The sequence below is a fragment of the Thermoanaerobaculia bacterium genome, assembly GCA_035717485.1.
GTDB lineage: Bacteria > Acidobacteriota > Thermoanaerobaculia > UBA5066 > DATFVB01 > DATFVB01.
The window spans coordinates 1-12,409 of sequence record DASTIQ010000014.1 but is presented as its reverse complement, the minus strand read 5'-3'; the positions used below and the strand labels follow the sequence as shown (position 1 = coordinate 12,409).

Below are 12,409 nucleotides of genomic sequence, written 5' to 3'. Positions count from 1 at the left end.
TCCGGGTGCACCATTTACGCCGATAACGCCCACGCCAAGAGCCGATCCCTCCGCTGAGCGAAGGCCGTGAGGAGGAATCGCCAAGCACGCCCGTGCGCCAGGCCATTCCTCCGGGTGCACCATCCACGTCGGTTTCGCGACGCTCGCGCGGCTCGGATCGCGAAACCTCCCGCATCGCAAACCTCCTCCGCTCGGTTACTTCGCGGAGACTCTTCGCGATGTGACCTTCGTGGCTCGGGCCTGAGGCCCTCGACCGCTCCGGCGCCACGACCGGAGAAAGGACGGAGCCGGAAGGGCAGCCGCCCGAGGCAATTGAGGGACCGAAGATGTTCGCTCGTGGCGGAGATTTTGCTGCCCTGCGGGCCGTGCGCGACGCCGACGTCCGGATCGGAACCTCCGGCTGGCATTACCGGCACTGGATCGGGAATTTCTACCCGGAGGACCTCAAGGCGCCGAAGATGCTCGACTGGTACGGGCGATTCTTCGATTCCGTCGAGCTCAACAACACCTTCTACCGGCTTCCCACCGCGAAAGCGCTCGCGGCGTGGCGAGACTCGACGCCCGCCCGATTCCTTTTCGCGGTGAAAGGAAGCCGGTATCTCACGCACATGAAGAAGCTCCGCGATCCCGAGGCGGGGCTCGAGCGGTTCCTCCCCCTCGTCGAAATCCTCGGGCGGAAGCTCGGCCCGATCCTCTTCCAGCTTCCGCCGCACTGGAGCGCCGACGCCGGCCGCCTCGACGCGTTTCTCCAGGCGCTCCCGCGGCGGCATCGATACGCGTTCGAACTCCGCGATCCGAGCTGGCACACGCCGGCGATCGAAGCGACCCTGGCGCGGCACCACGCCGCGTTCTGCATCTTCGACATCGCCGGATTCCACTCCCCGGAGCCGATCACGGCCGACTTTACCTACCTGCGGCTGCACGGCCCGGGCGGGAAATATCAGGGCCGGTATTCGCCCGACGTTCTCCAGGCTCGCGCCCGATGGGTCCGGAAGTGGCGCCGCGGCCTCCGCGCGATTTTCGTGTATTTCGACAACGATCAGGCGGGCTACGCAGCGGAGAACGCGCGGGAGCTGAAGGAGAGGGTCGAACGGTGAAACGGCACGATGTGAGCGCGGCGCGGTCGTCGCACGGCTCCTCGAGACGACACGGCTCCCGGAGGTTTGGGGCGCGGGAGCCGGAACCAACCGAGCCCCGCGAGCGTCGTTCCGGCGATCTCAGGATCCCGTCTCCCCGCTCGGTCGGGCACCGAAGCGATCGAGGGCCTCAGGCCCAAGCCGCGAAAGGCCGCATCGCGAAAAGCCTCCGCGAAGGAATTCGAGCGCGCGACGGAAGTCGCCGCCGCGCAGCGGCGGGTGCGAATGCGCCGGGCGCGCCGATCGCCGCGCACGCCGGTGCGCGAGCAACCGAGCGGAGGAGGTTCGCGATGCGGGAGGCCGGCGCGTTCCAGCGCGCCAGCGCGTGCGCGACCGCCCGACGTAATGGCACACCCTGTGCTTCTTTTCACCTCGAAGGGGGTCACCGCGCATGAAAACGTCTGTGGGAATCTTCACGGCGCGCTCGCAGGCCCGGACGGCCGTGGATCGGCTTCGCTCGGCGGGCATCCCGGCGGATCGGATCAATCTGCTCACTCCCGGCGACTGGGAAGGACACATCGCCGAAGTCCCGACGAGCGACACCGAGCAGCCGGGAACGGCGTCCGCCGTCGGCGGCGTCGTCGGCGGCGCGATGGGCGCATCGGCGGGATTCGGGCTCGGCCCGATCCTCGCGGGTCTCCTGATTCCCGGGGTCGGAGCCGTGACGGCGATCGGATTCGCGGCGGCGGCTCTGCTCGGCATCGGCGGCGCCTTCGGCGGCGCGGCCGCGGGGCATGCGATGGAGGAGTCGCTCTCGGACGGCCTGCCGAAGGACGAGCTCTACGTCTACGAAGACGCCCTGCGAAAGGGAAAATCGGTCGTGGTCGCGCTCCTCGACTCCGACGAGGAAGCGGCGAGCGCCGGCCGCGTCATGGAGAGCGCCGGGTCGGAAAGCCTCGATGCGGCCCGCGACCAGTGGTGGGTCGGACTGCGGGACTCCGAGCAGGCGGACTACGAAAGCCACGGCGGCGAGCGCTTTCCGGTGGTCGAACGGATGTATCGGTGCGGGTTCGAGGCGGCGCAGCGGCCGGGACTCATCGGCAAGGACTACGACGAAGTGAAGGACGAGCTGCGCGAGGCCTATCTCGACTGCTGGGAGAACCAGGCGTTCCGCCGCGGCTTCGAGCGCGGGCGAGAGCTCCGGGCGCGAAACGTCAGCCGGGACGAGGAGCTCGCCGCCCGGTAGACCGGCGGCGCCCCGGAATTCGGAGTAGACTTCGGGTGACATGAATCCGAAGGATCCCGCGCGAGCAGGCGGGGCCTCACCTCTCCGCGGCGCGATCGCCGAAGCCTATCAACACGCCTCCGCGCTTACCGACTACTTCGGGGGCTTGACGAACGACGCTCACCGCGGCGGGGATCCGATCCCGACGGCGCCCGCCCTCGCCCAGATGGAAGCGATGATCGACGCTCTCGCCGCGATCGTCCGAGAGCTTCCCCGCCTCGCCATGCAGTCGCGGCCGCGATCCCCCGAGGAAATCGACAAAGCCGCCCAGGGCTGAAGCCCGCGGCGACTCCCTTTCGCGACGCCTTCCGTCTCCGCGCCCGCCGTCAACGGACCTGGACGATGCCCGTCATCCCCAGACTCGCGTGCGTCTGGCACTGGTAGTGGAACGTCTTCCCCGCATCCGCGGCGGTGAACGTGTGCGAGAACGTCGCGCCCGGACGGGAGAGAAATCCGCTGTCGAACGCGCCGCCGGTGTCCGTCACGGTGTGGTTCGTCATCTGGCCCGTCAACGTCCACTGGACGGTCTGGCCCGAAGAGATCTGGATGGACTGCGGGCTGAAGAAGTTGTCCCCCACCTGAACCATCGTCATCCCCGTACCGGCGGGAGGGCTCGATTTGCTCTCCGTCGGAGAGGAATGACCTCCGCCGCAGGCCGCCAACGTCGCGATCGCCGTCACCATGAGAATTCTCCGGAGCATGGGCCACCTCCTGTGAAAAATCGCTCCGTCACGAACGTAACCCGGCAGACCGGCGTTCCGGCGCACCTTCATCTCTGAAGATTTCCTCAAGGCGCGGGATTGACGCCTCGTTCCGGATCGGGATACGATCCTCGAAAAACCACGGAGGACAAGCCCATTCGCGCCGACTCGCCGACCCGGCTCCGGATCCGGTACTGCCCGGCGAATTCATGAAGCGATCCGTCGCTCTCGGAGGAAGCGAACCGGATCCCGAGCCGCCCATCGACGCGGCTCGCGACGCCGCCTCGATCCGCCGCATCCTCGCCGCGCTCCCCCAGGTTCTCTGGGCGATCGACGCGACCGGAACTTTTCTCTTTTCGGAGGGAGGCGGGCTCGGCGTGCTCGGCCTGGAGCCGGGCGAAGTGGTCGGGCAGAACGCGTTCGACGTCTATGCCGATACTCCGGAAATCCTGGAGGCGCTCCGGCGGGGGCTCCGCGGCGAAGAACTGACCTGGCTCGTCAGAGTCCAGGCGCGCGTCTTCGAAACGGTCTCCCGGCCGGTGCGCGGCGCGGACGGGAGAGTCGAGGGCGTCGCCGGCGTCTCCGTCGACATCACGGGCCGCAAGAACGCCGAAGACCTGTTGCGCGCCTCGGAAGCGCGGTACCGGCAGCTCTTCGAGACGAGCCCGGTGCCGATGTGCGTCTACGACGAGGAAAATCTGCGGTTTCTCGCGGTCAACGACGCCGCCGTCGCGTATTACGGCTATTCCGCGACGGATTTCCTCGTGCGGACGCTTCCCGAGATCCTGGTCGAGGATTCCTGGTCTCCGGTCTCCGCCCCCGGCATCGAGCCCCCCCGCACGACGCGCGCCCGCCATCGCCGCAAGGACGGCTCCGAGATCGAGGTTCGCGTCACCACGCATCCCCTCGAGCTCGGAACGCGGACCGCGCGGATGATGCTCGTGGAGGACATGACCGACCGCGTGCGCGCCGACGCCCTCCAGGCGGCGCTCTACCGGATCGCCGAGATCACCGCCAGCGCGAGCGATCTGACCTCGTTCTACGAAGAGCTGCACCGGACCGTCGGCGAGCTGATGTACGCCCGGAACTTCTACATCGCGATCGCCGACGAAGCCGCCGGGCTCATCCGTTTCCCGTACTTCGTCGACGAGTTCGATCCGCCGCCCGACCCGATCCGGCCCGGGCAGGGACTGACGGGCGTCGTCATGCGCACCGGCCGGCCGCTGATGCTCACGGGCGCGGAAATCGAGGAGCGCGTCGCGGCCGGCGAGCTCGACGCGCAGGGGACGACGACGATCGACTGGCTCGGCGTTCCGCTGCGGAGCGGCGAGCGGACTTTCGGCGTGCTCACGGTCCAGACCTACAGCGAGTCGATCCGGTACGGCATCCGCGAGAAGGAGCTCCTGACGTTCGTCTCGCAGCACATCGCGACGGCCGTCGAACGCAAGCGCGCGGCCGACGCCGTCGCGCGCTCCGAGCGCCAGTACCGGAGCCTGTTCGAGAACGCGAACGACGCCGTCCTGATCATCGACCCCGAGTCGCGGCGGATCCTGAACGCGAATCGGCGCGCGGGGGAAGCGTACGGCTACGAGCCGTCGGACCTGATCGGGATGACGCTCGATGACCTCATGGACGAGCCCGGCAGCGCCGAGGAAGAGACCGCCCGCATCGCGCGCGAGGGATCGATCCGCAACGTCGGTTCGGCGCATCGCGCGCGCAACGGCACGCCGATCGACATGCTCGTCAGCGCGTCGATGATGGACTACGAGGGGGGGCGGGCGATCCTCTCGATCCACCACGACGTGACGGAAACCCGGCGCGCCGAGAAGCAGATCGAGCGTCTCGCCTACGAGGACGCGCTGACGGGACTCGCCAACCGCGTGCGGTTCGAAGACCGGCTCGGAATCGCGCTCGCGACCGCCCGACGCGAATCCCATCCTCTCGCCGTCCTGTTCATCGATCTCGACCGATTCAAGGTCGTCAACGACAGCCTCGGGCACAAGGTCGGGGACGTGCTCCTCCAGCAGGTCGCGGACCGGCTCCTTCCGCTCATCCGCCTCTCCGACACCCTCGCCCGCGTCGGCGGAGACGAGTTCGTGCTGCTCCTGTCGAAGATCGATCAGCGCGAGAGCGCCGGCGTCGTCGCGAGGAAGATCCAGGAGATCTTCCGAAAGCCGTTCCGCATCGGCCAGCGGGAGCTGTTCGTCACCCCCTCGATCGGCATCAGCGTCTTTCCGGAAGACGGCGACGACGCCGACTCGCTCGTGAAGAACGCGGACGTCGCGATGTACGTGGCCAAGCAGCGCGGCCGCGACAACTACCAGTTCTACTCGCGATCCGGGCAGCGCGGCGGACTCGAGCGCCTCGAGCTCGAGAGCAAGCTGCACCACGCGATCGAAAACCAGGAGTTCCGCGTCCATTTCCAGCCGCAGGTCTCGCTCCGGAACGGCGTGATCACGGGAATGGAAGCGCTCGTCCGCTGGAAGCACCCCACGCGCGGAATCCTGCTCCCGGCCGACTTCATCTCGCTCGCCGAGGACTCGGGCCTGATCGTCGACCTCGGGATGCTCGTCCTCGAGCTCGCGTGCCGGCAGGCACGGGCATGGAGGAACAAGGGGTATCGCGATCTCTCGGTCGCCGTCAACCTCTCGATCCGCCAGCTCCAGGAGGTCGATTTCGCCGCCCGCGTGAAGGAGGTCCTCGACGCGACCGCGCTCCCGCCGGGGCAGCTGCGGCTCGAGATCACCGAGTCCGTCGCCATGCAGAACCTCGACATCAGCATCGAAGCGCTGGGAAAGCTCAAGCGCCTCGGCGTCGGAATCACGATGGACGACTTCGGAACCGGATACTCCTCCCTTTCCTACCTGAAGATCCTGCCGGTCGACACGCTGAAGATCGACCGCTCGTTCATCCGCGACGTCGCCCGCGACACGAACGACGCCTCCATCGTGCGGGCGTCGATCGTCCTCGCGCACGAGCTGCGGCTGAGAGTCGTCGCCGAAGGGGTCGAAACGCCGGACCAGCTCCACTTCCTCCGGCAGCACCAGTGCGACGAGGTGCAGGGATTCCTGTTTTCGCCCGCGCTGCCGGCGGAAAAGTTCGAGGCATTGCTCGGCGAAGACCGAAGATTGCCTCTGTAGGCGCGGAGGCCCGGGCGGCGTCGACGTGCGCCGCGGCGCTCCTCGCCCGCCGGCAGACCGCCCCCGTCGTCATCCAACCCGTCCGACCGTGCCTCGAACGTTGGCCGGAATTCGAGAAAGCGGATGAACGCGAGCTCCGCTCCCGGGCGGCGAGCCTATAATTTCCCCGCCGTGCCTGCCGAAATCGTTCCCGCGGAGGAGCCGCCTCCCGAAGAAAACCGCGTCGGCGGCGGCGAGCCGACGAGGACGATCGTCGTCCAGCATCACGCGCTCGTCCGGATCTCGCACTGGCTGAACATTCCGATCCTCCTGATGATGATCCTGAGCGGACTGTCGATCTACTGGGCCTCGCCCGTGTTGAAGCACGCTCCCGACCCGGGGACGGGCAACACCGACTACCTCGCCGACGCCGGCGCGTGGGCCGTCGCGCATCTGCCCGGCCAGCACGGTTTCCCGCAGCCTCGGAACTGGTTCTACGATCACTTCAGCCTCGGCCACGGGATCCTCGCCGAGGCGCTGCGCCTCCACTGGCTGTTCGCCTATCTCTTCATGGCCAACGGGCTCGTCTACCTGGCGGGACTGGTCCTCGGACGCGGCTGGCGCGCGCTCGTGCCGCGGCCGCGCGACGCCGGCGGGGCGTTCGCGATGGTTCGGTACTACGGGGGCGTCCTGCCGGCGAAGATCCTCCGGCGGCCGTGGCCGCACCCGCCGGCGCGGGAGAAATACAACGCCCTCCAGAAGCTCGGGTATTTTTCGATGCCGGTCGCGGGCGCGCTCGCGATCGCGACCGGGTGGGCCATCCACAAGCCGGCCCAGCTCGGGTGGCTCGAGCGCCTCTTCGGCGGCTATGACCGCGCGCGGATCTGGCACCTGCTCCTCCTCGTTCTCTTCGTCGGGTTCGTGATTCCCCACGTGGTCCTCGTGATCGCGGACGGCTGGGACACTCTCCGTTCGATGGTGGTCGGCTGGTCGGCGCGCTTGCGCGGGGAAGAGGGCGATGACGGAGCCTGACGAGCCCCGCCCGGCCGCGGAAGATGCCGCGGGACCGGACGACCGGATTCCGGCTCCGGCGGAAGCCGACGCGCCGGAGACGCCCGCCGCCGAGCCGGAGCCCGCCGCGCCGTCCGGCCGGATCCGCCGCGACGGGACCCGGCTCCTCGCCGTGCCCGCGGCACGGCTGCGCCGGCAGACGCGCCGTGACTTCTTCCTCTTCGGCGCGGGCGCCGCCGCCGCGGCGGCGGCGTTCTACGGCCTGCTCCCCGACGACACCCGTTCGCACTACCTCACCGAGGGCCACCGCGAGTTCCTCGATTCTCTCGAGGGACGACTCGGCCTCTCGGCGAAACGGCGCGAGAACCTCCTGAACCGCGCGCTGACCTTCGACGACGACGTCGCGGAAGCGATCTACAGCCCGCGGCGTCTCGTGCGGACCTATCGACGATCGGACCGAACCCCGGTTCCGAACAACTACGCGGGAGAGACGCCCGACCCCGATTACATTCCCGATTGGCAGCTCGAGGTCGAAGGACTCGCCTCGGGAACGAAGGAGACGTTCGCGATCGGCGATCTCCTTTCGGGGTTCCGGCACCACGAGCAGGTGACGCGCCTCTGCTGCGTCGAAGGGTGGAGCGCGATCGGATGGTGGGGAGGGCTGCGGTTCGCCGATTTCCTCGAGGCCCATCCTCCCGCCGCGGGCGCGAAATGGGCGAAGCTCGAATCGGCCGTGAATCTCGACTCCGACGGCGAACCCGATCCCTACTTCGTGTCGATCGATCTTCCGACGGCGCGCCACCCGCAGACCCTCCTCGCGACCCACCGGGACGGGCGTCCGCTGTCGGTCGAGCACGGCGCGCCGCTCCGCCTCCTCGCTCCCATGAAGCTCGGGCTCAAGAACATCAAGGCGATCACCAGAATCGTGTATTCGTCGGCCGAGCCTCCGGACTACTGGAATCTTCAGGGCTACTCCAAGTACGACGGGATCTGAGCCCGGCACGGAGACTCGTCGCGCCGAAGCTTCCGCGAAGGAGGAGGCGGGCGCGCGCCGCCGGCGGAAGAGCCGCGGTCGGCCCTCAGCCGCGCAGGAGGCGAATGCAGTCGGCGACCGCCGCTTCGAGGAATTCCCGCGTGCGGAACTCCTGCGTGGCCTCCGAGCCTCCCGACAGCAGGTCGCCGCCGGCGAGGACCGCCGCGAAGAAACCGTCGCGATGCCAGCGCCCGCCGTTCGGCAACGTGGGCACGACGGGGTCGCCCGGGTACGGATACGGCGAGACGTACCAGTAGGGCTCGCGACAGGAGTCGTCCCCCGGCGAAAGGCCGACGCCGACGGTCCGGCCGGGAGATCCTCCGGGGAGCAGCGTCGCCAGGTCGAAGTGATGGGGCCAGCAGCGCACCGCGCTGGCGCCGTCGAAGGCGGCCGCGATCCCGGCCAGGACGTGCGCCGCGTTTCCGTACCAGCGCGCGAGCTCGCCGAGAGCCGGGCCGTCGGAATCCGAAAAGCGCTCGCGGCCGAGCGCCGGAATCATCCAGGACGGGCGCTCGAGGGGCCGGGGCGAACCGCCCGTCACCCGCCCGATCACCGCTGCCGCCCAGTCGTAGGCCTCCGCGACCGTCGCTCCGAAGAGCGCTCGGTTTTCCCGGAGACGGCAATCCGGATCGAGGAGCAGGAGCTCGAGGCCTTCGGGCCGCACGGCGAGCCGGAACGCCCGCTCCCGACCGGCCGGGCGTCCCGCGAGCGCCCGCAGCGCCGGGACCCACTCCATGTTCGTATGGCTGTCGTCCGTTTCCGCGGGGAGATGCGTGATCCCGGCGGCCGAGACGATCTGCGCGGCGTGGTGCAGGGCGCGCCGCGCATCGACGAGGTCGCGCGGCGGCACGCGGCCGAGCCTTTCCCATCCGCTCACGGCGTCTCCTTCATCGCTTCGATCTCCCCCGCGTCCATCGAGGAGCGGTCGAGGCCGTCCGCCTTGCGGCCGGCGCGCATCACGCGCTCGGGAGCCGCGCAGGACGCGCCGATCAGCCGCGAGAATTCGACCGCGCGCCCGACGAGCGCCTGCGCCCCCTCCCGCAGGGCCTGGCTCTTCCGGACGTAGGCGATGTTGTTCTCCATGTCCTCGGCCGACCATCCGCGCGAATGCGCGATGTAGGGAAACTGCGGAAACAGGCATCCGATCTCCGCGAAGAATCCGAGCATCTGGCCCGCCACCGCCTGGATGTTGTCCTGTCCCCCGGTGATGATGAAGGAGGCGACCTTGTTGCGGATCATCACCCGGTCGCGCAGGGTGATCTGGTTCTGCACGCAGTTCATCCGCTCGACCATCTTGAAGTAGAGCGCGCTCGGAGCGCCCCAGCGGATCGGCGTCGCGACGAGCACGACGTCCGCCCAGAACACGATCCCTTCGTAGACGAGGTCCATCCGGTCGTCGGGATCCATCTGGGTGATCGAGCACGGCCACGTGCAGGCATGCGCGCTCTTGGAGTAGTAGCCCTCGCAGTTCCGGAACGAGAGCTCGGCCAGGGCGATCCGCCGCGTCTCGGCTCCCAGGGCGGAGCGCGCGTGCTCCAGGGCGGTCCCGAGGAGCGCGTCCGAGGTCGAGTACCGGGGATTCTTCGGGTCCATGCCGGTCGCCGAGATGCCGAGGACGCGGGTCGGCCCGTCGGCCCGGGCGATCGGGCGCTCGAGCGGATGGGGCGGGTGGGCGAGTTTGTGCCGCTTCGTCGCGGCGTTCAGGTTCACGAACACGCGGCCGTTTTCGACCTTGACGTCGTACCGGGGAACCGCGTCGGCCTCGTAGCCCGGCTCCCCTTCGCCCGTCCGGAAATGGAACTTGTAGTTGTGCCACGGGCAGACGACGTAATCGCCGTCGAGCCGTCCCTCGCCGAGCGGCCCCGCCGCGTGGTTGCAGATCCCCGAGATCGCGCTGAACTCGCCGTCCCGGTAACTGAGCGCGATCGCGGTTCGCCCCACCTTCCGCTGCGAAAGCGGAGTCGTCCGCAGTTCCTCGGCCGGACCGAGGTCGGCCCAGAGCTCCTCCGACATGTCTCCCCCTTTTTCGGAATCGGACGCGATTCTAGCGCGCCGCGCCGCTTTCCTTCGTTCGCGCGGGGATTTCCCCGAGCGTCGAAACGTCGCCGGGCCCCGGAAGAGGAAGCGAAGGCGCGCGCGGGAAAGCATCCGCGAGAGTACCGGGCGACGATCGGGCTCCTGTTCCGCGGAGACGCGATACAGGTCGACGACGAGGAAGCGCGCGCCGCCGACGTCGTCGCCCGGGAGGGACGGCACGCATCGCATTTCGCGGAGGGCAGAGGAGTTCCCGGGCCGCCGCGTGTTTTCATCATTCGGCACCTCCCGTCCCGCGGTAGGATCCGACCGTCGGAGCTCCGACGATTGGAGACGTCATGAGGAAAACGGACTCCCCGCCGAAATCCACCGAAAAATCGGCGCCCCTCGGATCGGCCGTGGAATTCCTTCGGCTCCTCTGGGCGGTCGACCACGGATTGCAGTCGGCCTCCAAGCGCATGGCGCGATCGCTCGGCGTGACCGGCCCGCAGCGGCTCGTCATCCGGATCGTCGGGCGGATGCCGGGCATCTCTCCGGGGGATCTCGCCGGGATCCTGCACGTGCACCCGAGCACGCTGACGGGGGTCCTGACGCGCCTCGTGGACCATGGCCTCCTCGCCCGTCGCGGCGACCTCCGGGACCGCCGCCGCATGATCCTGACGCTCACGGAGAAGGGGAAAGCCATCAACCGTTCGACGGCGGGGACGGTGGAAGCCGGGGTCCGCCGGATGCTCGATTCGATGCCCGCCGCGGACCTCGCCGCCTCGGAACGCGTGCTCCGCCGCCTCGCCGCCGACCTGACGGAACAGTCGCTCTCCTGGACGAAATGAAGCCGGCGCTCCTCGAGCGCATGCGCGTCGGGAGCCGGCGTTTTCTCCTCGCGACGCAGGTCGCGATCGGGGCGCTCTGCGGTCTCGCGGCGTTCGTGTTCCACGCGCTCGTCCGCGCGATGCAGTCCCTCCTGATCGTCCCGGCTCTCGGGCGCGTCGGGACCGCCCGGGCGCTTCTCGTCGTCGCGACCCCCGCCGCCGCGGCGTTCGCGATCGCGCTCCTCATCCGCCGGTGGGCGCCCGGCGCAGGCGGCGCCAACCTCGCCCGCGTCCGGCGGGCCTACGGCCAGGATCCCGAGCTCCTCGATTTCCGAAGCGTCACCGCGACGTTCTTCCTGACGCCGGTGTCGCTCGGCTCGGGTGCGCCGCTCGGCCCCGAAGGGCCGATCGTCGTCGTCGCGAGCGGCGTCTCCGCGGGAGTCGCCCGGATGCTCCGGCTGCCGAAAAAGGTCGTCCGGGGCATGATTCCGGCGGGAACGGCGGCCGGGATCGCGGCGATCTTCAATGCTCCGATCACGGGCGTCGTATTCGCTCTCGAAGAAGTGCTCGGCACGGCCGAAAGGGGCGTTCTCGGGGGCGCGATCGTCGCCGCGGTCGCAGCGGCCATCGTCGAAACGGCGCTGCTCGGGGGCCGGCCCGTCCTGGCGGCGAAGCCCGCCGACTGGTCCGGGATCCGCGCCCTCGTCGGATTCGCGCTCCTCGGAATCCTCGCGGGCGCGGCGGCCGGGTTCACGATGCGGGCGATCGAGCGCCTCAGGCACGGTACCCGGCGGGCCATCCCGAACGCCGCCCTGAGAGCCGGGGCCGGCGGCGCCCTCATCGGCCTCCTCGGACTCGTCTCGCCGCGGATCCTGAGCGTCGGATACGGAACCGTTTCCTTCTGGCTGCGCGGCGGGGGGGCCGCGGCGCCGGCCGCCCTCGCGTTCGGGGCGAAGACCGCCGGTTTCGTGATCGCGCTCTCCTGCGGCGTCATCGGCGGCACCTTCGCTCCTTCGCTCTTCATGGGGGCGGCGCTCGGAGCGGCGCTCAGCCATGCGCTGCAGCACGTCTTTCCCGGGGCCGGAATCGATTCCGGCGCGTACGCCCTGGCGGGAATGGGAGCGTTCTTCGCGGGTGTCCTGCGCTGTCCGATCGCGGCCGTCCTGATCGTGATCGAGGTGACCGGAGACTACGGCCTCGTTCTCCCGCTGATGCTCTCGGTCGCGCTCGCGATGACCGTTTCCCGGCTCGTGTCGCCGCGCAACATGGTCGAGCAGCAGATGCACGAGGAGGGGTTCGTCGAATCGGAGAGCGCTCCGGATCCCCTCTCGAATGCACGCG

11 protein-coding genes are annotated in these 12,409 nt (G+C 69.2%); 8 read left to right on the top strand and 3 right to left on the bottom strand.

The window, feature by feature from the left end; translation table 11 throughout:
- Positions 1 to 365: 365 nt before the first annotated feature.
- The 3 genes from VFS34_00740 (at position 366) to VFS34_00730 (ending at position 2,638) form a co-directional block, all read left to right on the top strand.
- On the top strand, positions 366 to 1,097 hold the full coding sequence (locus VFS34_00740) for a DUF72 domain-containing protein (GenBank protein ID HET9792956.1): 732 nt from the start codon (positions 366 to 368) through the stop codon (positions 1,095 to 1,097).
- 430 nt (positions 1,098 to 1,527) lie between these two features.
- Entirely contained in the window at positions 1,528 to 2,322 is a 795-nt protein-coding gene (locus VFS34_00735) for a hypothetical protein (protein ID HET9792955.1), read from the top strand.
- Positions 2,323 to 2,467: 145 nt separating this feature from the next.
- Positions 2,468 to 2,638, top strand: a complete 171-nt coding sequence (locus tag VFS34_00730; GenBank protein ID HET9792954.1) for a hypothetical protein — start codon at positions 2,468 to 2,470, stop codon at positions 2,636 to 2,638.
- 49 nt (positions 2,639 to 2,687) lie between these two features.
- On the opposite strand, the gene VFS34_00725 is transcribed toward VFS34_00730, so the two are convergent.
- The gene (locus VFS34_00725) at positions 2,688 to 3,062 is read right to left on the bottom strand and encodes a plastocyanin/azurin family copper-binding protein (GenBank protein HET9792953.1); all 375 of its coding nucleotides are present in this window, start codon (positions 3,060 to 3,062) and stop codon (positions 2,688 to 2,690) included.
- Between the two features lie 209 nt (positions 3,063 to 3,271).
- Between VFS34_00725 and VFS34_00720 the strand changes: the two genes are divergently transcribed.
- The 3 genes from VFS34_00720 (at position 3,272) to VFS34_00710 (ending at position 8,186) form a co-directional block, all read left to right on the top strand.
- Positions 3,272 to 6,202, top strand: a complete 2,931-nt coding sequence (locus VFS34_00720) for an EAL domain-containing protein (protein HET9792952.1) — start codon at positions 3,272 to 3,274, stop codon at positions 6,200 to 6,202.
- 171 nt (positions 6,203 to 6,373) lie between these two features.
- Complete coding sequence (locus VFS34_00715) at positions 6,374 to 7,213, top strand: cytochrome b/b6 domain-containing protein (GenBank protein HET9792951.1); 840 nt, start codon at positions 6,374 to 6,376, stop codon at positions 7,211 to 7,213.
- Entirely contained in the window at positions 7,200 to 8,186 is a 987-nt protein-coding gene (locus VFS34_00710; GenBank protein HET9792950.1) for a molybdopterin-dependent oxidoreductase, read from the top strand. Before VFS34_00715 ends, VFS34_00710 begins: the two co-directional genes overlap by 14 nt.
- Positions 8,187 to 8,271: 85 nt before the next feature.
- On the opposite strand, the gene VFS34_00705 is transcribed toward VFS34_00710, so the two are convergent.
- Both VFS34_00705 and VFS34_00700 read right to left on the bottom strand, forming a co-directional pair.
- Positions 8,272 to 9,102 (bottom strand): hypothetical protein, encoded by an 831-nt coding sequence (locus VFS34_00705; protein ID HET9792949.1) that lies wholly within the window; start codon positions 9,100 to 9,102, stop codon positions 8,272 to 8,274.
- Positions 9,099 to 10,481 carry a Rieske 2Fe-2S domain-containing protein gene (locus VFS34_00700; protein HET9792948.1) on the bottom strand — a complete coding sequence of 461 codons (1,383 nt, stop codon included), beginning with the start codon at positions 10,479 to 10,481 and terminating at the stop codon, positions 9,099 to 9,101. Before VFS34_00700 ends, VFS34_00705 begins: the two co-directional genes overlap by 4 nt.
- Positions 10,482 to 10,657: 176 nt before the next feature.
- Here VFS34_00700 and VFS34_00695 point away from each other — a divergent pair, with 176 nt between their 5' ends.
- Positions 10,658 to 11,089: a MarR family transcriptional regulator gene (locus VFS34_00695; GenBank protein ID HET9792947.1), complete on the top strand. Its 432-nt coding sequence runs from the start codon at positions 10,658 to 10,660 to the stop codon at positions 11,087 to 11,089.
- Positions 11,086 to 12,409, top strand: a 1,324-nt coding sequence (locus VFS34_00690; protein HET9792946.1) for a chloride channel protein, incomplete at its 3' end; no start/stop codon positions are given. The genes VFS34_00695 and VFS34_00690, both read left to right, overlap by 4 nt.

Bases quoted from the DNA above. Each gene is read 5' to 3' on its own strand.
- VFS34_00725 (HET9792953.1), bottom strand. From the start codon at position 3,062: ATGCTCCGGAGAATTCTCATGGTGACGGCGATCGCGACGTTGGCGGCC.
- VFS34_00710 (HET9792950.1), top strand. From the start codon at position 7,200: ATGACGGAGCCTGACGAGCCCCGCCCGGCCGCGGAAGATGCCGCGGGA.
- VFS34_00720 (HET9792952.1), top strand. From the start codon at position 3,272: ATGAAGCGATCCGTCGCTCTCGGAGGAAGCGAACCGGATCCCGAGCCG.
- VFS34_00735 (HET9792955.1), top strand. From the start codon at position 1,528: ATGAAAACGTCTGTGGGAATCTTCACGGCGCGCTCGCAGGCCCGGACG.